A 19,719-nucleotide genomic window follows, 5' to 3' on the forward strand; every position below is an offset into this window, starting at 1 on the left:
TTAGTTTTTCGCTATTGTTTGTATATTTAAAGCCTATTGTTTAATTCTATACCCATACCATGAAAATCTACAAAACCACACAAGGCATCCTTATTGAAGTGAAAAACCAGTTTTACATAATTGAAAAGGATTGGGACGAATTTATAACCAATGATGCTGTTTATGATGATACATTGGCCTTAATTGGAACTCTTGCACCTATTTCTAATGCCTCTGAAATAGTGTCAAAGCACCTCCTACCGCCTGTCGGAAAACAGGAAATTTGGGCCTCAGGGGTAACCTATTACAGTAGTCGGGAGGCACGGATGGAAGAATCTAAAGATGCGGGCGGTGGCGATTTCTATGATCGTGTATACGTTGCAGAACGTCCCGAATTGTTCTTTAAAAGCGCACCGTACCGTGCCGTAGGGCATCTACAGCCCGTACGGATACGTAAAGATTCCCAATGGAATGTTCCAGAGCCCGAATTAACTTTGGTTATTACGCCCACTGAAAAAATTATAGGATATACGATTGGGAATGATATGAGTTCCCGAGACATAGAGGGAGAAAATCCGCTTTACTTGCCTCAAGCCAAAAGTTATGATGGCGCTACAGCCATTGGACCTTGTATCTGGATTTCAAAAGAACCCATTGCTCCAAGCTCGAAGGTTCAAATAAAAATTGAGCGAAATGAGGAGGTCGTATTTCAAGGCCAAACCACACTCGATCAAATGAAGCGCAAACTACCCGAACTAGCATCGTATTTATACCGGGAAATGTCCTTCCCTCATGGAAGTCTTTTAATGACCGGAACCGGGGTGGTGCCTCCGGATGCCTTTACGTTGAATCATGGAGATCAAATTCATATATCCATAGATCACATTGGTACATTGACCAATGTGGTTGCTTAAGAACATCTGCTGTTTACACTTTATCTGATATGGAAGGCCCCAAGGATTACAGTGCTTTTAACGACACTTTGCATGGAAATGCCCCGCCTGCAAAATGGCCAACGCCTTTGCAGGCAATGTGGTACGATGCTAAAGAAGATTGGCATAACGCCCACGAAATAGCGCAGGATATTCCGAACCCGGAGGGAGATTGGATTCATGCCTATTTGCACAGAAAGGAAGGTGATGTCTACAATGCGCGGTATTGGTATAGAAAAGCCAATAAACCATTTCCTAGCCTTAGTTTGGAAGTGGAGCAGCGGGAGATTGTAAATGCGCTTTTAAAGTTATAACCCGAAATAAAAAAAAATTTGAAACTGACTATCCCCATGGCAAGCCATAGGGTATTTCGCCAGTTTCATTTTGGCCTTTGGGCCAAAATCCGAAATTTTGTATTTTACCTCACCCGGAACTGCAAAAAGATAGTTCCGACCTCTCCAAAGGAGAGGTAAATAGGAAACCCCGACCCAAGGGTCGGGGAATCTTTAGATTGAACTGTGCATAGAAAACATGTTCATCGCCATCCCTCGCTTTCAAATCGGCATCGAGTAACAAAACAAGCGCTAAAAAATCAGGATGCGCGGCATTCGCTCTTTTTAAAGTGATCATCTTAGTTTTAAATATCCCCTAATGTATCGTACCTTCTCAGTTGTTTTTAAAAAAATAAGTAATGCTATAATCACACTTTTTGATGTTTGCATTCCCTTTTGCAGAGGCCCACTTGGGCAGCACCTCTCACACCCTTAAAAATATTTTTTGTTGATACAGCACATATAAAAAACACCACTGTATTCCTATAAAACAGAGGCCAAGAACTACCACATCGTAGGGCGATCCTACCATTTGTCCTAACCAAGTAAATAAGGCATCGGTGGTATAGGTCCAATTTATAAAAACACCTGACATGTAAATTAATATGGAATTCATACCAATCACTTTAAAGAAAAAGGCCCACTTCCGATAGCCCAATATATCGATTAGATAATAAAAAAGCGCCATCAATAAAAGGCTAATACCGCCGCATTGCAACACAAAAGAACTAGTCCACAAGTTCTTATTGATCGGAAAAACCAGATTCCAAATTTGGGCTAATACAATGAGGATAAATCCCACTATCACTAATTTCAGTGCTGTTTTAGTACGGTTTTCGAGATCTGTTTTACGCAATAACGTTCCCGTAAAAATGCCCAAAAGAGCGGTACTAATGGCAGGAAGCGTAGAAATAAGCCCTTCCGGATCGTGTATCCCTTTGTATAATTTTCCGGGCATTAGGGTACGATCTAAATAGGAAACAAAATTTCCTTCCATACTCAAATCGCCCATCGCATAGCCGGGGGCGGCATTGAAAGCCAATAGTGCCCAATATCCAAAAAGCAGAACTGTACACCAAATGGCTTGCCCCCTAGTTGTAAAATATAAATAGATGATATTGGCAAACATATAGGCAAGACCAATACGCCCAAGCACGCTGCCAAAACGAATTTCCGCAATGGGTTTTAGTTCTAACCCATTGTTATATACAATGCCTAATAAAACCAAAATAAGACCTCTTCTAAGAATTTTTTTTAAAAGTGCCGTCTTACTCTTACCGCTTTCCAATTGTTTTCCTAGAGCATACGGCGATGAGACCCCTGCTAAGAATAAAAATAGTGGAAATATGACATCATAGGCTGCAAAACCATGCCAGCTTGGATGCGTAAATTGTACGGATAATGATTCCCACAAGGGAGATTTGGTAATTTCGGCAAGTTTGTGAAATACCTCTTCTGCACCAATAATCCAGAACATATCAAAACCGCGAAGGGCATCTAAGGAATAAAGCCTTTGTGTATTAAGTGTAATTTTCATAAAAACGGTGGTTAGGGTTTGGTGGTATAGGTTTAATAATCGGAATACTCGGTGGGGTACAGCATCCTCGCATCATTCTTAGACATATTATTTTGATAATAGGGATCTACTTTTAATTGAGACCACACAGCCGATTCTCCAAAGGCCTTCCAATGGGCATCTCGACTTTCTTGATTTTCAAAAGTAGTCATATACACTAAATTAGGCATGTGTGCTCCGGAAAGTACTTCACCGTAGAAAACGGCATTAAATCCCAATTGCTCAAAAAGAGCCACCTCGCCACCCTCGTTAAACATGTGTACCTTGTTTCGATAGAGCGCCTCTGTAGGCGATTCATAGCTGCGAAGTTCATAAATTCTATCCGTACGAGGTCCCGTTAAAGGGGAAGGGCGTAGGCCGGGCATTTGTTCAAAAGCGTATAGCAATACCGATTCTATACGCACATAAGGGGGTTGATTATAAGCAGCGTTTAGATAGGCTGCGCCCGCAGCGTTATGTAGTTCATCTTTTAAAATAATTTCGGCAGTAGTTTGAAATTCTTCCAAAGACGCATACGGCGTTAAAACATATATTTTCTTTATAGAATCTGTGGCAATGGTTTTGGGTTTAAACACACCAATATTGGAAATCCCTGTCCTTTTTAATGCCGGTAAATAAGCATCTTTCAAATACGCATCTGTGATACTAATTTGTGTGTCAGAGGATAGTGTATATATCTTAAGTTGAAAATAGGAGCGTTGCTGCGCCTGCACATTTAGGAATATACTTATCAAAATAAAAAAGGGGTATTGCATAATATACTTCATGGTGGTAGATAAGGTTTAAAAATGAGCATGGAAAGTACTTCTTTTTTTTGGGATTTAGAACTACTATTTCAAGGAATCCATTTTTGAACACATGATTTAAAAGTCGCTATGCTTTCTAATTTTAATAACTACTGATTTGGAGGTGGGGGTATTGCTGTAGTCTGCCGTGCTATCTATAGGTACCAGCACATTGGCCTCCGGAAAATAGGTCGCCACACATTGCTCCGGAATCTGATAGGGAACAATGATAAATTTCGATGCGATACGTTCGCTATTGTTGTGGCTATTATACAGATCCACTACATCCCCTGAAACAAAACCGCATTTTTCTATGTCCCGCGGATTGATCAAAACAATCCTCCTTTCATTCTTAATTCCCCTATACCGATCATTTAGGCCGTAAATGGTAGTGTTAAATTGATCGTGACTCCGTATGGTCATCATCAGGAATTCGTCTTCTTGTAATTTAGTTGCGACCACGTTTGAAATACTAAAATTAGCCTTTCCGGTATGGGTATAATATTGGTTGCTTCGTGCCGCATTTGGCAAATAGAATCCGCCCGGTTTCCTTACTCTTTCGTTATAGTTGTGAAATCCGGGAATGCATTTTTCTATACAATACCTAATGGTGTCATAATTCATATAAAACGACTTCCAATCGATGGTATTGTGGGGAAGCGTCGCCAAAGCCAATCGGCAAACTATTTCGGGTTCACTCAACAGTTTTTCGGAAATCGGTGCTAAATTTCCTTTACTTTGATGCACCACGCCCATGGAGTTCTCTACAGTTACAAATTGTGGTTCGCCATTGATGCTATCTAGGTCTGTTCGGGCCAGACAAGGAAGAATTAGTGCTTCTTTTCCGTGAATAAGGTGACTTCGGTTTAATTTGGTGGCTACATGAACCGTTAAATCACACTTTTGTAACGCTTTTGCCGTATAATAGGTATCCGGCGTAGCCGATAAAAAATTGCCGCCCATAGCAAAAAATACTTTGGCAGCACCCGAATGCATAGCTTTTATGCTGGCAACGGTATCATAACCGTTTTCTCTTGGTGGGCTGAATTGAAACTCCTTTTCCAGATTGTCCAACAAGGATTTAGGAGGTTTTTCATAAATTCCCATCGTACGATCACCCTGCACATTACTATGTCCGCGTACGGGACAGGTGCCCGCTCCGGGTTTACCGATACTCCCTTTTAGCAGCAAAATATTTACCACTTCTTTAATGGTGTTTACTGCATTTTTGTGCTGGGTAAGTCCCATAGCCCAACAGGCAATAATCTTATTCTTTTGAGATAGTATTTGAGCTACTTTTTTCAGCTCATCTAAGGGAATCCCACATGTAGCAACCAATGCTGCACTATCTAATTGATTTAAATGTGTCTTGTAGGCCTCAAAACCAGCTGTTTTATCTTGGATAAAGCCTTGATCCAAAACCTTCCCCGGGCGTTGTGCTTCTTCTTCCAGCAGTAATTTTGCAAGAACCTGCAGCAATGCCATATCTCCATTAATTTTCACTTGCAAATACAGATCAGCCAGTTTTGTAGTACCACCCATTAATCCGGTTAGTTGCTGCGGATTAGCAAAGCGAACCATCCCTGCTTCTATAATTGGGTTTATTACGATTATCATTGCGCCACGCTGTTTGGCCTTTTGAAGTGCCGTTAACATGCGTGGGTGATTGGTACCCGGATTCTGACCCAAAATAAGAATCACTTCGGATTCATTAAAGTCGTCAAGGGTAACACTACCTTTCCCTATACCCAAAGTTTCTGATAGTGCCACACCACTACTTTCATGACACATATTACTACAGTCCGGAAGGTTGTTTGTGCCATATGCGCGTACAAAAAGTTGATACAAAAATGCGGCCTCGTTGCTGGTTCTTCCGGAAGTATAAAAAATAGCCTCATTGGGGCTTTTTAACCCATTGAGGTGTTTTGCTATTTTTTGAAACGCATTTTCCCAGGAAATTTCTTCATAGTAATCGCTTCCAGGCGCTACATACATGGGTTGGGCGATACGCCCTTTTTTTCCTATTTCAAAATCGGAAAGCGCAGCTAAATAGGATATACTATGTTGCTCAAAGAATAGGGCATCTACCTTTTTGCTTGTAGCTTCTTCTGCGATGGCCTTAGCTCCATTTTCACAATATTCACCCAACCTACTTCGTTCATCATCGGGATCGGGCCAAGCGCAACCGGGGCAATCGAATCCATTATATTGATTCAGTTTATGTAATGCTCTAACGCCCCGACCAATTCCCATCGACCCAAAAACGTGCCGAATTGATGATAAAATTGCCGGAACACCTGCGGCAACCTTTTTGGCATTTGAACGCTGTAAACCCGTTAATTGAGTAGACGACTCAGGGTTTGGGACAGTATTTTTTTCAACCTTACCCATTTAACTTATTTGCCGCAGGATTGGGGTAGTTGTCTGATTGATCTTCAACGGATTCATCCATACACACAAAATCTTTTTCAATCAACAGGTGTAACGTTTCACCACTTTCGAGTGCCACTGTATGTGCATAGCCCACTTGCTCGGAGGTCCACCATTCGTTCGCCATTGCAGCAGGCATGAATACAGTAATCGTTTCTTCTAAAAACTGCGCATCGAGATGTGTAAGGTCTTTTTTTGTTTTTATGCCATAGGCAAATCGACTTGAACTAAACTTGGTTTCCTCTGCCAAATATCCTTTAGTTGCTACGGTCGCTACCTCGGAGCGTGTGAGCCGCAAACGAATCGTATTTCCTTTAATTCTAATTTTCACTCGAATAAAATTAAGTTAAACATTTCATTTTAAATCTTTTACATCATATAACAGCGTGTTGCTATTCTTCATCCCTTTTTGATGTATTCGCTACGCGTTAACTGTACGAAATTGCGCCCTCAGCGGGTCATAGCTCCAAAATGTGGAAAGCCCTTATACGTTGATTCCTTTAGGCATTATTGACCGATAAAAGATCAATTCACTTGATTTCCCCATCTACAAAAGGAGAAAAGTGCTTCTAGAATGAAACTACACCTCCAAAAATACAGGATTTAGAACAAAAATTCCTGTTAAATCATCAAACCGACCTATTTTAGAGACAATCAGTTCCGTTTCATATAGAATTTCGAGAAACTGACTAGCCCCGAAGCTTGGCTCGGTGAATTCTTTAGATTATAATGACTTCGTTTTTTAGTATTTATAACCGTTGTTCATTTTGACTTGATTTCGTCGATTTTTGACCTGATCTAAAGGGTAAAGAAATCTTCATTACTTCCTTCAGGATCGAAGCAATTAATGAAGATTTCAGTATCAAATAAACACCAAATAATCAAAATGAACAACGTATTATTTTAAAGGTTCCCTAATGGGTTTATATCAAGTCCTATTTTTGATGTGTACTACTTTACGACATGCGCAAGCGCTTTTCACCGTAATATACATTGAAACCTTTTTCCTTAAGAAAACCCACTAATGTAATGTCGCATGCCACTGCGGTTTCTACAGCCAAACTAGACGGTGCCCCAACCGCTACTACCATAGAAATTCCTGCCATTGCAGCCTTTTGTATCAATTCAAAACTGGCACGACCACTTAGAAATAAAATGTGCTCTTGTAAGGGCAATTGATCTAATTGAAAATAGGCGCCAATTAATTTATCTACAGCGTTATGCCTACCTACATCTTCTCTTAGCCCGATTAAATTTCCTGGCAAATTAAATAGCCCAGCAGCGTGGAGACCCCCTGTAGACTCAAAAGTGCTTTGTTGAGCCCGCACAAGCGCCGGAAATCGCTTAATATCTTCCGAATCTATTTGCCAATTGACCTTTTTTTGAGGTACCGTTCTTTTAATGTCTAAGAATTTCAAATTCGATTTCCCACAGACCCCACAACTGCTGTTCGTAAAGGAATTTCTATATAATACATCGAGATCAATGGGCTTTTTCATGTTGAGATAAACCGTAATCCCATTTTCAGTTTCTTCGGTGCCAATCACTTGGTTCGCGTTAGAAATAATTCCCTCGGTAAACAAAAAACCATACACTAAATCTACAGTATCTCCCGGGGTACACATGGTTATAGAGATGCTTTTATTGCGGATAGGAGGATGAGCACCTGCTACCGTTAACCGAATTTCCAAAGGTGATTCCACAGCCAGACTATCTTCAATTTGAGTTACCTTAGTGGTTGCGATTTTAAGTATTTGCGTCTTCTGAATGCCTTTTAAAATTGTGTTGTTCATGTTGAATAATTAACCATTTATACCGTTATAGCCCGGTTGTCGACCGTCTTTCCTTTATCCGTATCAAAATAAAAATCGAGGCGACCAAGCGTTACACCAAAACATCCGGCCTGATTTACAATCACATTTTGCCCTAATTTATTGGGAACTACAGTAGGTGCCTCTAAAAAAGTATGCGTATGTCCTCCAATAATGACATCAACATAGGCGGTGGCTGCGGCTAGTTTTAAGTCATCTATGCGTTGCGAATCTTCATAGGAATATCCCAAATGCGACAAACAAACGACCAAGTCACAACCTTCAACTTCCTTTAGGGTACACCCTATATCTTGAGCCAATTCAATGGGATCTAGATATTTTGTTTCCTGAAACAGATTTTTGGTAACCAACCCGTCGAGCTTTATGCCCAATCCGAAAACCCCTATTTTAAGTTTATTTTTCTCAAAAATTTTATAGGGTTTGGTAGTTCCTTCTAAAATGGTATTTCGAAAATCATAATTAGCGATTAAAAAGTCGAATTTAGCATGATGCAACTGCGCTAAAAACCCTTCTAAACCATTATCAAAGTCATGATTTCCCATAGTAGCAGCATCATAGTGCAGCATACTCATCAACTTAAATTCCAGTTCGCCTCCATAAAAATTGAAATAAGGGGTACCTTGAAAGATATCGCCCGCGTCTAACAATAAGATGTTTGGATTTTCGATTCTTATTTTTTCAATCAGGGAAGCCCGGCGTGCCACACCGCCTTGATTGGGATACAAGGAATGTTGGTTAGGGAAGGGATCTATATGACTGTGCACGTCATTGGTATGTACTATTGTAAGATGTTTGGTCTTAGTTGGCATACATGATGGCAATGCCAAGGAGCCTAATCCCACATAAGCGGCTGTGGCCGTACTTCGGGAAATAAATGTTCTTCGTTTCATGTAAATGCCTTTAGCCAGGCTACTTTTTGGGTGAATCTATTTGTTATGTTTTACAAATCGGTCGTCAATTTTCGACTTTAGAGTATCTACTTTGCCAAAATAATCAATCATAGCATTTCGGATATAGTAATTCAATTCCCATTGATTAATGCCTTTCGAAAAAAAAGTCATATTGTCCCCGCCGGCTGCCAAATAATTCGATGTGGCAACAAAGTAGGTCTCCGCTTCGTTTAGTAAGTTTCCTTTAATTTTTACGGTTTCCGGCTCATTGCGATCATTCAGCTGTATTTGAATTCCGGCAATAGGGTGAGGCACATCGGCCTTAATTAGAAAGGAAACTATATCCCGTACCGCAGTTGCGTTTAATTGAACTATCACAATATCATTTTCAAAAGGCATCACTTCGTAGGCAGTTCTGGCAGAGACATTACCTTTTGAAATTGTGGAACGAATACCACCATAATTAAGCAACACAAAATCAATGTCATACCCTGTTCTGGCCTTAAAAACAGGTTGGGCCATTTGCAGTACCAAATCGGCCAAAAGATTGCCTTCGGTAGAATTGTACCGGCCGTCCTCCTTAGATAAGACCTCTGGGGCATAGGCCAAGGCGCTATCCAAAATAGTGGTAACACGCTGCCGATATGGCAGTATAAAAGCTTCAATAGCCACTTGATGTTGTATGCTGTCTGTGATTGTTTGCGAATTGACTACCACTTTATGCAAACCCACACGCTCATAAGTACAAGAAATTAAAGTAAATATTGTTGTAATTATAACAAAATGTTTGATTTTTAAAATCATTATCCTTCTTATCTTAGCCGCAGATTTGCAGCTATATTATTTACATTTGTAGAAATGTAAAAATACATGTTTTTCAAAGGACTCAAGGATAAATTTAAGCGGAAAGCAGGATATAAGGTTTTGGTAAAGCAACTTAACCATCCCTTGGTATCTCAAAAACAGAAGAGCGGCGTGCAATCTATTGGTTGTATTGTGGATTTGGATGCATTTTCTGATGCAAATCATTTTTATGAACTGGTAGAAGAATTTGCGTTACGACCCAATGCGATTAAGATTATGGGATATAAGCGGTATTATGATAAAAACTCGCCCTATGCAACACCTGTATTTTCAGATAAGGATTTGGGGTGGGGCGGACAAATCGAAAATAGCTATGCGCTAGAATTTTTGAGTAGGGAATACGACCTATTGATTAATTATTACAATACGGATAATTTGTTATTACAGCTCTTAAGCGTGAAAACTAGCGCAAGAATTAAAATTGGATTTCCTGACGTAGACAAAAATCTTAATGATTTAATCTTGGCTACGCCGTTATCAGATTTTAAATTATTTAAAAAGGAGCTAAAAAAGTATTTGGTGGTTCTAAAGGAAATTTAATGATGGAAAGGTTATATGGCACTGGTGTGGCCTTAGTTACACCCTTTAAAAAAGATTTATCGATTGATGAAGCAGCCTTAAGGCGTTTGGTTGCTTTTAATATTGAAGGTGGCGTAGATTATTTGGTAGTATTAGGCACTACCGGTGAGCCGGTTACATTAACTAAAGCCGAAAAAGAATTAGTGATACATACTGTGGTAGACGAAAACCAAGGTCGAATCCCACTCGTATTAGGCCTGGCAAGCAATGCTACCCAAGGCTTGTTAGAAGAAGTTAGCACTACTGATTTAAGTCCTTTTGATGCCATTCTCTCTGTTTCTCCCTACTACAATAAACCGACCCAAGAAGGCATTTATGAGCATTTTAAGGCATTGGCATTGGCCAGCCCAAAACCTATCATTCTTTACAATGTTCCGGGTAGAACCGCAAGCAATATGCTGCCCGATACCGTCTTGCGTTTGGCAAACGATTTTGAATCAATAATTGGGATTAAAGAGGCGTCGGGTAATTTAATTCAAATCATGGAAATTTTAAAGCGCAAACCATCTCGGTTTATGGTAATTTCTGGTGATGATGTTACCGCATTACCTACGGTTCTGGCCGGAGGAACCGGCCTCATTTCTGTGTTAGGGCAAGCCTTTCCTGCCGAAATGAGGGAACTAGTGCAATTGGGCTTGGACGGAAATGCGAAAGCAGCGTATGCTATTCATTATGCACTTCAAGACGGCATGTCGCTCATTTTCGAGGAAGGAAATCCGGCCGGAATCAAGGCCGTGCTAATGATGTTAGAGCTCTGCGAACCACAAGTACGACTTCCATTAATGCCCGCCAGTACAATTCTTAGGTCAAAATTAGCCGCATTTCTAAAACCATTCGTAAAATTATCTGTGTAGAAATAGCGTTAAATCCTAGCCAAATAAGTTGTCCCACCAAAACAAGATATCTATTTTAGCGTTATAAAAATGTTTTTTAAATCCGTTGGGAATCCTTAATTTTGCAAAATATTTAATTTTATGAGGACGCTTCTGCCTTTATTATTGTTATTGTTTATTTTATCCTCGTGTAGTGAGTATCAAAAGGTACTTAAAAACGAAGATATTAAAGCGAAATACGATTTGGCAGAAAAACTATATACCCAAGGAGACTACAAGCGCAGCAATAGATTATTTGAACAAATAGCGCCACAATATATTGGAAAGCCACAAGGCGAACGGGTTACCTTCTTTTTTGCAGATTCGTACTACAAAATTGGGAGTTATAATTTGGCAGGATATCAATTTGAGCGATTTATAAAATCGTACCCGAAAAGTGATAAAATTCAAGATGCCAGCTTTCTAGGTGCTAAAAGTTATTATATGCTTTCGCCTCGGTATTCCCTAGATCAAACCGATACTGATAAGGCCTTGCAGAAAATGCAATTGTTTATTAATATGTATCCGGATTCGGAATTTATGACGGAAGCCAACCGAATTGCCAAGGAATTGACGCAAAAAAAGGAGAAAAAAGCGTTTGAAATTGCAAAACAATTCAACACTTTAGGAGAATTTGATTATTCGCTTTTAATTTCGGCCATTGCGGCTTTGGATAATTTTATTTCAGACTTTCCGGGATCTATTTATCGCGAGGAAGCCTTGTATTATCGGTTTGAGGCTTATGCGCGCCGGGGTCTCAACAGTTTCGATAACAAAAAAGAAGAACGCTTTATTGAAGCTAGGGCGGCGTACAGCAATTTGATAAAATATTTTCCGGAGACAAAATTTGCGAAAAAATCGGTAAACTTACTGGATAGAATAGAAAAGGAATCTAAATTGTTGTCGGAAGCAGCAAAAGAGGCCAATATCACATTAAAATAAAACAAACACAAATATGAACGATCTAAAGAGTTCCAAAGCTCCAGTTTCAACAGTTACCATTAATAAAAATGAATTCGATGCCAAAACAGATAATATTTATGAGGCTATTTCCATAACGGCACGTCGTGCAATTCAGATCAATTCTGAAATCAAAAAAGAATTATTGGAAAAATTGGAAGAATTCGCCACTTATAGTGATAGTTTGGAAGAAGTTTTTGAAAATAAAGAGCAAATTGAGGTTTCTAAATTCTATGAAAAACTCCCGAAACCACACGCTATGGCTGTAACAGAATGGCTGCAAGATAAAATATACTACAGAAACACAGAGAAAGACGCTTAATTCATGTTAAACGGGAAAAATATCCTTTTGGGCGTTACCGGAGGGATTGCTGCTTACAAGACCACATTTCTCGTTCGTTTACTTATAAAAGCTGGTGCGCACGTTAAAGTTGTTTTAACGGAAAGTGCCAGCTCTTTTGTTACACCTCTAACCTTAGCAACTCTCTCTAAAAACCCGGTTCTTTTAGATTTTGTGAATACTGAAGATGGCCATATTTCTTGGAACAATCATGTAGAATTAGGTCTGTGGGCCGATGTAATGATCATTGCACCTGCAACCGCCAATACGCTCTCTAAAATGGCGAACGGCACATGCGACAATCTTTTAATGGCCACCTATTTGTCAGCTAAATGTCCCGTTTTTTGTGCCCCGGCCATGGACTTAGATATGTACAAGCATCCATCGACCAAGGTGTCGCTAGAAAAACTAGAATCGTACGGGCATGGCATTATTCCGGCCACTGAAGGGGAATTGGCAAGCGGTCTGTCCGGTGAAGGACGAATGGCAGAACCAGAAGACATTATACATTTCATTACCTCTTTTCTCTCTAAAGGACTTCCATTGCACGGAAAAAACGTTCTCATTACCGCAGGACCAACGTACGAGGCTATAGATCCGGTGCGTTTTATTGGAAATCATTCTTCCGGATTAATGGGTTTTGAATTAGCAAAAAGCGCAGCACATTTAGGGGCTAATGTCATTTTAATATCCGGTCCTACGCATCTTAACATACACCATAATGCCATAACGGTTATTCATGTGGTGAGCGCCGACGACATGTACGACGCGGTCCATGCACATTATAAAACGGCTGATATTGCTATCTGTGCCGCAGCTGTGGCCGACTACAAACCTATACAAGTCGCTCCTCAAAAAATAAAAAAGAAGGAAGACACGTTTACCATAGCATTGGTAAAAACCAAAGATATCTTACTTTCGCTAGGTGAGCAGAAAAAAACGCAATTTCTAGTAGGTTTTGCCTTAGAAACAGAAAATGAAATAGAAAATGCCAAAAGTAAATTACGACGGAAAAATTTGGACGCTATTGTATTAAACACCTTAAAAGACAAAGGTGCCGGTTTTGGCAAGGCTACCAATAAAATATCCTATATAGATAAGAATTTAAATATAAAATCGTTTGAATTAAAGTCGAAGACCGAAGTAGCCGCCGATATTTTTAATGAAATTATGATTCACCTCTATGCGTAAGGTTTTATTTTTTTGTTGCTTTCTTGCCTGCGGCTTCATGCTTTCCGCTCAGGAAATGAATTGTAGAGTTACTGTAAATTCAGATCAGGTAGGACAAACAAACCAACAGATTTTTAAAACGTTAGAAAGATCATTGAATGATTTTGTTAACAAAACCAAATGGACCAATAGAGTGTTCAAAGAAAATGAACGCATTTCCGGATCCATGTTTATAACGGTAACCGAATACGAATCGGATCGCTTTAAGGCTACCCTACAAATTCAATCATCGCGACCCGTTTACAACACCTCTTACGAAAGTCCTATATTTAATTACAAAGACAATGTGTTCGATTTTGTATATCAGGAATATCAACCCTTATTTTACAATCAAAATGCATTCGAATCTAATTTGGTAAGTGTTATTTCGTTTTATGTGTATATTATCTTAGGATTGGATGCCGACACGTTTGCCTTAGAAGGAGGAACAGAGCATTATAAAATGGCACAGCAAATCGTTACCCAAGCGCAAGGTAGTGGTGCCGGAGGATGGAATCAGGCTGCCAGCGAACGCACCCGTTTTGAGTTGGTAGACAATTTACTTTCAAACACCTATCGGGAATATCGAGTGGCCTTATACAATTACCACAGAAAAGGACTCGATATTTTAGGAGACAATAATAGCACAGGGAAACAGGTAATTTCGGGTACCATGCGTCTTTTTGAAACAATGATTAACCGAAGACCCAATGCCTTTTTAATGCAAACTTTCTTTGATGCCAAAGCCGAAGAAATACAAAATGTATTCTCTGATGGCCCTAAGGTAGATATAGTTCAGTTAAAACAAACCCTCAACAAAATTGCTCCGCTCTATTCCAGCACATGGAATCAAATAAAATATTGATGTCCATTTTTTTTCAGTAGAATAAAAATTATCTTTACATCAATCTTTAAAAAATACCTTGCTTAGTTCCCTTTCCATAACTAATTACACCTTAATAGACCACTTAAACGTTACGTTTAAAAATGGCCTTACCACAATTACCGGCGAAACCGGTGCGGGAAAATCTATTCTGTTAGGTGGTCTGTCCTTGGTACTCGGTAAACGTGCGGACCTCCAATCGTTGAAAGATAATACTGCAAAATGTATTGTAGAAGCAGAGTTCGAAATTTCCGAATATCCGCTACGCCCTTTTTTTGATGAAAATGAACTGGATTACGAAGCCACAACCCTGCTGCGAAGAGAAATTTTACCCAGCGGAAAATCTAGGGCATTTATCAATGATACTCCTGTTACACTGGATGTGCTTTCTTTTTTGGGAGACCGACTTATAGATGTGCACTCCCAGCATCAAACGCTGCAATTGGCCGATGCTGATTTTCAAATGAAAGTAATTGATGCCTTGGCAGCAAATACCCATATCCTTGCCGAATATAACATTCTTCTGACATCGTATCAGAAAACCTTAAAGGAATTAACGACCCTTTCAGATTTTCAGGAAAAAGCAAAAAAAGATCAGGAATACCATCTTTTTATGTTAGAAGAACTGCAACAAGCCAATCTAAAACCGGGCATGCAGGAAGCTATGGAAGAGGAGTTAGCACAATTGAGTAATGTGGAAACGCTCATGGAGCTTTGTGCAAAAGGACAACAATTGTTATATGATGAGCATCTTGGTATCATTTACACCTTAACCGAGTTAAAGCAAGTCGCTCAAAAATTAGCCTCCTTTGGAAATCGCTACAGCGCAATGAACGAGCGGCTTCATTCTACGCTAATAGAACTTAAAGATATTGCTGTAGAATTTAGTAGTTTCAATGACAATCTAGAAGTCAATCCGCTTGTATTGCAAGAAATTGACGGTAAATTACAAGCCCTCTATGGCTTACAAAAAAAACATAATGCACAGGATGTGGTGCAGCTCATTGCAATAAGAGACGAATTAGCCTCTAAGGTAAATGCAGTAGAGCATGTTGGATCTCAACTAAAATCGTTGCAAGCTTCCCTTAATGCCAAAAAAAAGGAATTAGAACAAAAGGCAACCCTAATTCGCTCCCGAAGACAACACGTAATCCCGGTCTTAAAAAAACAACTACAAGATACCTTGTTTACATTGGGTATGCCCGGAACATCCTTTAAAATTGAACTGATTCCAGCCAAAGAATTTAAAGAAAACGGCATGGACGATATCCTCTTTTTACTCTCGGCCAATAAGGGAATGGCTCATGGTGAGCTAAAAAAAGTAGCGTCTGGTGGCGAACTTTCTCGTATAATGCTTACCATAAAATCGATCTTAGCGACCTACGAAAAGTTACCCACAATGATGTTTGATGAGATTGATTCCGGTGTGTCCGGTGAAATTTCGAATAAAATGGCCGACATCATGAAAGAAATGAGTAAAACCATGCAAGTTTTTGCCATAACCCACTTGCCTCAAGTGGCAGCGAAAGGCGATTATCATTTTAAAGTGTATAAACAAGAAGACGGAAAAGGCATCGCCACCAAAATGAAACAACTAAGTTTGGAAGATCGCGTTTTAGAACTTGCCGAAATGTTAGGTGGAAAAAGCATAGCAGACTCTGCAATTGCCCATGCAAAGCAACTGCTTAATTAAGTTATTTTGGATATCTTTGACGCATCATATAAAAGAGAAAAACATGGCGTATAATTTATTAAAGGGAAAAAGAGGAATCATTTTTGGCGCTTTGGACGAAAACTCCATTGCATGGAAAACGGCAGAACGTGTCTTTGAAGAAGGAGGTTCCTTTGTGTTGACCAATGCCCCTATCGCCATGCGTATGGGTCAGATAAACGAGTTGGCAAAAAAAACAGGCTCCGAAATTATTCCAGCCGATGCCACCGTTGAAGAAGATCTAGATCATTTAGTATCGAAAGCTGTGGAACTTTTAGGCGGAAAATTAGATTTTGTGCTGCATTCCATAGGGATGTCGGTAAACGTTAGAAAAGGGCGGTCTTATACCGACCAAAAATATGACTTTACCTCAAAGGGATGGGATGTCTCTGCACTTTCCTTCCACAAGGTAATGCAAAGCCTCTACAAGGCCGATGCTATGAATCCTTGGGGAAGTATAGTAGCCCTTACCTATATGGCCGCACAGCGAACCTTTCCTGATTATAATGATATGGCCGATAATAAGGCCTATTTAGAATCGGTAGCGCGAAGCTTTGGGTACTTTTATGGAAAAGAAAAAAAGGTTCGCGTAAATACCATTTCTCAATCGCCGACACCAACAACAGCCGGGCAGGGAGTTAAAGGCTTCGATGGCTTTATTAGCTATGCCGAAAAAATGTCGCCCCTAGGTAATGCTACCGCTTTAGAATGTGCCGATTATACCGTTACCTTATTTTCAGATCTCACGCGAAAAGTAACCATGCAAAATTTATTTCACGACGGTGGATTTTCGAGTACAGGGGTAAGTCAAGAGGTAATAGAACAGTTTAGTAAATAATAATGAATCCTTATTTTTACAAGCCATCCCAATGTTAGCGGATGGCTTTTGTGTTTTTGTAAGCGCCTATGGAACTCAATTTTTCCTTTATAATTCCTGTTTACAATAGGCCTGAAGAAGTACGCGAGCTCCTCCAAAGTCTATCACAACAAACCTATTCAAAACCTTTTGAAATTGTACTCGTAGAAGACGGTTCTACCGATACGGCACAAGAAGTGGTGTCTTGTTTTGCTGAAACCTTACACATTACCTATCTTATAAAGTCTAACACCGGTCCGGGCGATTCTCGCAACTACGGTATGCGTCGCGCTAAAGGCAATTATTATATCATTCTTGATTCTGATTGTATCCTGCCACCCGATTATTTGCACATAGTGGCCCACTACTTGGAGCACAATTGGGTGCCTTGTTATGGCGGGCCGGATAAGGCGCATGCGTCATTCTCTAAAATACAAAAGGCTATTAATTATGCGATGACATCCCTTTTAACCACCGGAGGTATACGAGGAAATGCTGCCGCTCTGAACAAATTTCAGCCCAGAAGTTTTAATATGGGCATGTCTAAAACGGTTTTTGAAGCCACTCAGGGATTCGGTAATATACATCCGGGAGAAGATCCGGATCTCAGTTTTCGCATTTGGAAACATGGATTTAAAACTGCATTAGTGCCTCGGGCGTTTGTGTACCACAAAAGACGTATCACATGGAGCTCCTTTTACAAACAGGTTAAGAAATTTGGATTAGTGCGCCCTATATTAAATAAATGGCATCCCGGAACGGCAAAATTAACCTATTGGTTTCCTGCTATTTTTAGCCTCTTTAGTATCTTTTCCCTAGTAGGTTTATTTTTAGGTTTTGTGTATCCCATTATGGTAGTAGGTGTTTATTTTTTACTTATTTTTTTTCATTCTTGGTTTACAAATCGAGATTTTATTGTAGCCTTATTTTCCGTCTTTGCGGTTATCCTTCAATTTACAGGATACGGATTTGGTTACCTTAGGGCTGTGAGTATGCTTTATTTTAGTAAAAGGACTCCGGAAGAACTTTTTCCGACCTTGTTTTTTAAATCAAATCAAGAATCGTGAAAGGCGTTAATCAAAAAGGCATCAATAAAAGAAAACTAAAAATTTTTCTATTTTTACTCCTATGTGCTTCCCTCATTTGGTTCCTTAGTAAACTCTCGGACACCTATAATCACAAGGTCGTGTTCCATTTAAAATTTGAAAATCTACCGGACAGCTTACTATTGCTAAATACGTCTAGAAATGTAGCAAATCTCACCCTACGAGGTAGCGGATTTTCCTTATTAAAATACGATTTTATTCAAAAAGATATGGTACTTGATCTGGCTCATATTCAGCTAGATGCATCAACCAAAAATCACTATTTACCGACCGAAATATACAAGAAACAAATTGAAAGTCAGTTGTTTGAAAACACTTTTTTGGTCGATTTTGATTATGATCCATTACAAATTTCAGTCGACAAAATAGCCTTCAAAAAGGTTCCCGTTATCCCTCAAATTGAGATACAGACGATGGCCAATTATTATGTGGAAGCACCAATCGCTATAATTCCCGATTCTATTATTATAAGAGGCCCTTCCCATGAAATAGACACCATATGGACGATAAAAACCGAAAAAAAAGTGTTTTCCGAGCAGTGGTCGCACAGCACGTACCCCTTATTTTTAGAAAAGCCCTCCGGTCTTGTGCATACCGAATATTCAGAAAATTCTGTTTCTATTTCTGCCAAAATATGGAAATTTTCAGAAGAGCTGATAACTGTGCCAATTACATTGATTGATCTGCCTGAGGATATAGAAATAAGACTATTTCCAGCGGAAGTACAGGTGCTTTGTAAAGCAAAATTAGAGGATCTTAAGCGTCTTACACCAGAGCATTTTCAGGTTATTGCAGATTACAATCAAATTGCGACAGGCACTGCAGACGCCCTAGCGCTACACCTAAGCAAACAGCCAGAGCATCTACTTTCGGCTCAATTGCAGGAAACTCAAGTTACGTATATTTTAAAAAGAAACCCATGATAGTAGGTTTAACAGGCGGTATCGGGAGCGGAAAATCCACCGTAGCACAAATGTTTTCGGAGCTTGGCATTGCGGTTTATTATGCGGATAAGGAAGCTAAAAATCTTATGCATAGCTCCTTAGAACTTCGAAAGTCGATTATTTCGCTTTTGGGTAGTGAGGCTTATCAAGATGAAGAATTGAATAGTCCGTGGGTTGCCCAAAAAATATTCCATAACAAAACCTTGCTGCAGCAAATGAATGCCCTAGTACACCCAATGGTGAAAGCCCATTTCTTGGAATGGGTCAAGAATCAAAACACACCCTATGTCATTCAGGAAAACGCACTAATTTTTGAACAAAATGCGCAAGCAAATTTTGATAAAATTATTTTGGTGGTAGCACCTGTAGAGGAACGCATTCGCAGGGTACAAAAAAGGGATAATACCACAAAAGATTCCGTTATGGCACGTATCGCTAATCAACTGGAAGACACCGAAAAACAAGAGCTAACCCACTATGTTATTCAAAACCGAACTCTTAAAAACACCAAAGCACAGGTTTTAAAAATACATAAAGAACTTCTGGAATTAAGATTGCAAAAAGATTAAGGTATCTATTTTGTTAAGGTTTGGTTAAACCTTCAATCCACTAAATGTTAAATTTCTAATTTTAACAGAA

Annotated in this window: 21 protein-coding genes; 13 read left to right on the forward strand and 8 right to left on the reverse strand. The window is 39.5% G+C overall.

The window, feature by feature from the left end; genetic code table 11:
• Positions 1–59: 59 nt before the first annotated feature.
• Together U1E44_RS09505 and U1E44_RS09510 are read left to right on the forward strand one after the other, a co-directional pair.
• Complete coding sequence (locus U1E44_RS09505; protein ID WP_322930841.1) at positions 60–893, forward strand: fumarylacetoacetate hydrolase family protein; 834 nt, start codon at positions 60–62, stop codon at positions 891–893.
• Between the two features lie 29 nt (positions 894–922).
• Positions 923–1,225: a hypothetical protein gene (locus tag U1E44_RS09510; RefSeq protein ID WP_322930842.1), complete on the forward strand. Its 303-nt coding sequence runs from the start codon at positions 923–925 to the stop codon at positions 1,223–1,225.
• A gap of 109 nt (positions 1,226–1,334) precedes the next feature.
• On the opposite strand, the gene U1E44_RS09515 is transcribed toward U1E44_RS09510, so the two are convergent.
• The 8 genes from U1E44_RS09515 to U1E44_RS09550 all read right to left on the reverse strand — a co-directional run bounded on the left by U1E44_RS09515 (position 1,335) and on the right by U1E44_RS09550 (position 9,560).
• Positions 1,335–1,541: a hypothetical protein gene (locus tag U1E44_RS09515; protein WP_322930843.1), complete on the reverse strand. Its 207-nt coding sequence runs from the start codon at positions 1,539–1,541 to the stop codon at positions 1,335–1,337.
• Positions 1,542–1,667: 126 nt separating this feature from the next.
• Entirely contained in the window at positions 1,668–2,780 is a 1,113-nt protein-coding gene (locus tag U1E44_RS09520) for an acyltransferase family protein (protein ID WP_322930844.1), read from the reverse strand.
• Positions 2,781–2,812: 32 nt separating this feature from the next.
• A complete protein-coding gene (locus U1E44_RS09525) occupies positions 2,813–3,586 on the reverse strand; it encodes an NIPSNAP family protein (protein ID WP_322930845.1) in 774 nt (257 codons plus the stop codon).
• Between the two features lie 96 nt (positions 3,587–3,682).
• Positions 3,683–5,995 (reverse strand): FdhF/YdeP family oxidoreductase, encoded by a 2,313-nt coding sequence (locus tag U1E44_RS09530; protein WP_322930846.1) that lies wholly within the window; start codon positions 5,993–5,995, stop codon positions 3,683–3,685.
• Positions 5,988–6,365 carry a DUF7009 family protein gene (locus U1E44_RS09535; RefSeq protein WP_322930847.1) on the reverse strand — a complete coding sequence of 126 codons (378 nt, stop codon included), beginning with the start codon at positions 6,363–6,365 and terminating at the stop codon, positions 5,988–5,990. The genes U1E44_RS09530 and U1E44_RS09535 overlap by 8 nt, the downstream gene beginning before the upstream one ends.
• Before the next feature lie 625 nt (positions 6,366–6,990).
• Complete coding sequence (gene fdhD, locus U1E44_RS09540; protein WP_322930848.1) at positions 6,991–7,827, reverse strand: formate dehydrogenase accessory sulfurtransferase FdhD; 837 nt, start codon at positions 7,825–7,827, stop codon at positions 6,991–6,993.
• 17 nt (positions 7,828–7,844) lie between these two features.
• The gene (locus tag U1E44_RS09545; protein ID WP_322930849.1) at positions 7,845–8,756 is read right to left on the reverse strand and encodes a bifunctional metallophosphatase/5'-nucleotidase; all 912 of its coding nucleotides are present in this window, start codon (positions 8,754–8,756) and stop codon (positions 7,845–7,847) included.
• A gap of 36 nt (positions 8,757–8,792) precedes the next feature.
• Positions 8,793–9,560, reverse strand: a complete 768-nt coding sequence (locus U1E44_RS09550; protein WP_322930850.1) for a 5'-nucleotidase — start codon at positions 9,558–9,560, stop codon at positions 8,793–8,795.
• 66 nt (positions 9,561–9,626) lie between these two features.
• On the opposite strand from U1E44_RS09550, the gene U1E44_RS09555 reads away from it, so the two are divergent.
• The 11 genes from U1E44_RS09555 (at position 9,627) to coaE (ending at position 19,649) form a co-directional block, all read left to right on the forward strand.
• Positions 9,627–10,160 carry a DUF6913 domain-containing protein gene (locus tag U1E44_RS09555; protein WP_322930851.1) on the forward strand — a complete coding sequence of 178 codons (534 nt, stop codon included), beginning with the start codon at positions 9,627–9,629 and terminating at the stop codon, positions 10,158–10,160.
• Positions 10,161–10,162: 2 nt separating this feature from the next.
• The gene (gene dapA / locus U1E44_RS09560; protein WP_323673874.1) at positions 10,163–11,053 is read left to right on the forward strand and encodes a 4-hydroxy-tetrahydrodipicolinate synthase; all 891 of its coding nucleotides are present in this window, start codon (positions 10,163–10,165) and stop codon (positions 11,051–11,053) included.
• Positions 11,054–11,173: 120 nt separating this feature from the next.
• Positions 11,174–12,013: an outer membrane protein assembly factor BamD gene (locus tag U1E44_RS09565; RefSeq protein WP_322930853.1), complete on the forward strand. Its 840-nt coding sequence runs from the start codon at positions 11,174–11,176 to the stop codon at positions 12,011–12,013.
• 13 nt (positions 12,014–12,026) lie between these two features.
• A complete protein-coding gene (locus U1E44_RS09570) occupies positions 12,027–12,353 on the forward strand; it encodes a DNA-directed RNA polymerase subunit omega (RefSeq protein WP_322930854.1) in 327 nt (108 codons plus the stop codon).
• 3 nt (positions 12,354–12,356) lie between these two features.
• Positions 12,357–13,562 carry a bifunctional phosphopantothenoylcysteine decarboxylase/phosphopantothenate--cysteine ligase CoaBC gene (gene coaBC / locus U1E44_RS09575; protein WP_322930855.1) on the forward strand — a complete coding sequence of 402 codons (1,206 nt, stop codon included), beginning with the start codon at positions 12,357–12,359 and terminating at the stop codon, positions 13,560–13,562.
• Positions 13,555–14,445 (forward strand): type IX secretion system protein PorD, encoded by an 891-nt coding sequence (porD, locus tag U1E44_RS09580; RefSeq protein WP_323673873.1) that lies wholly within the window; start codon positions 13,555–13,557, stop codon positions 14,443–14,445. Before coaBC ends, porD begins: the two co-directional genes overlap by 8 nt.
• Before the next feature lie 58 nt (positions 14,446–14,503).
• Positions 14,504–16,156 (forward strand): DNA repair protein RecN, encoded by a 1,653-nt coding sequence (recN, locus tag U1E44_RS09585; protein WP_322930857.1) that lies wholly within the window; start codon positions 14,504–14,506, stop codon positions 16,154–16,156.
• Positions 16,157–16,199: 43 nt separating this feature from the next.
• Positions 16,200–17,012, forward strand: a complete 813-nt coding sequence (locus tag U1E44_RS09590) for an enoyl-ACP reductase FabI (protein ID WP_322930858.1) — start codon at positions 16,200–16,202, stop codon at positions 17,010–17,012.
• Between the two features lie 68 nt (positions 17,013–17,080).
• Complete coding sequence (locus U1E44_RS09595; RefSeq protein WP_322930859.1) at positions 17,081–18,097, forward strand: glycosyltransferase family 2 protein; 1,017 nt, start codon at positions 17,081–17,083, stop codon at positions 18,095–18,097.
• Complete coding sequence (locus tag U1E44_RS09600) at positions 18,094–19,059, forward strand: YbbR-like domain-containing protein (protein ID WP_322930860.1); 966 nt, start codon at positions 18,094–18,096, stop codon at positions 19,057–19,059. Before U1E44_RS09595 ends, U1E44_RS09600 begins: the two co-directional genes overlap by 4 nt.
• Positions 19,056–19,649 (forward strand): dephospho-CoA kinase, encoded by a 594-nt coding sequence (gene coaE / locus U1E44_RS09605; RefSeq protein WP_322930861.1) that lies wholly within the window; start codon positions 19,056–19,058, stop codon positions 19,647–19,649. Before U1E44_RS09600 ends, coaE begins: the two co-directional genes overlap by 4 nt.
• Positions 19,650–19,719 lie beyond the last annotated feature (70 nt).

The organism is Aurantibrevibacter litoralis, assembly GCF_034651555.1.
Classification (GTDB): Bacteria; Bacteroidota; Bacteroidia; order Flavobacteriales; family Flavobacteriaceae; genus Aurantibrevibacter; species Aurantibrevibacter litoralis.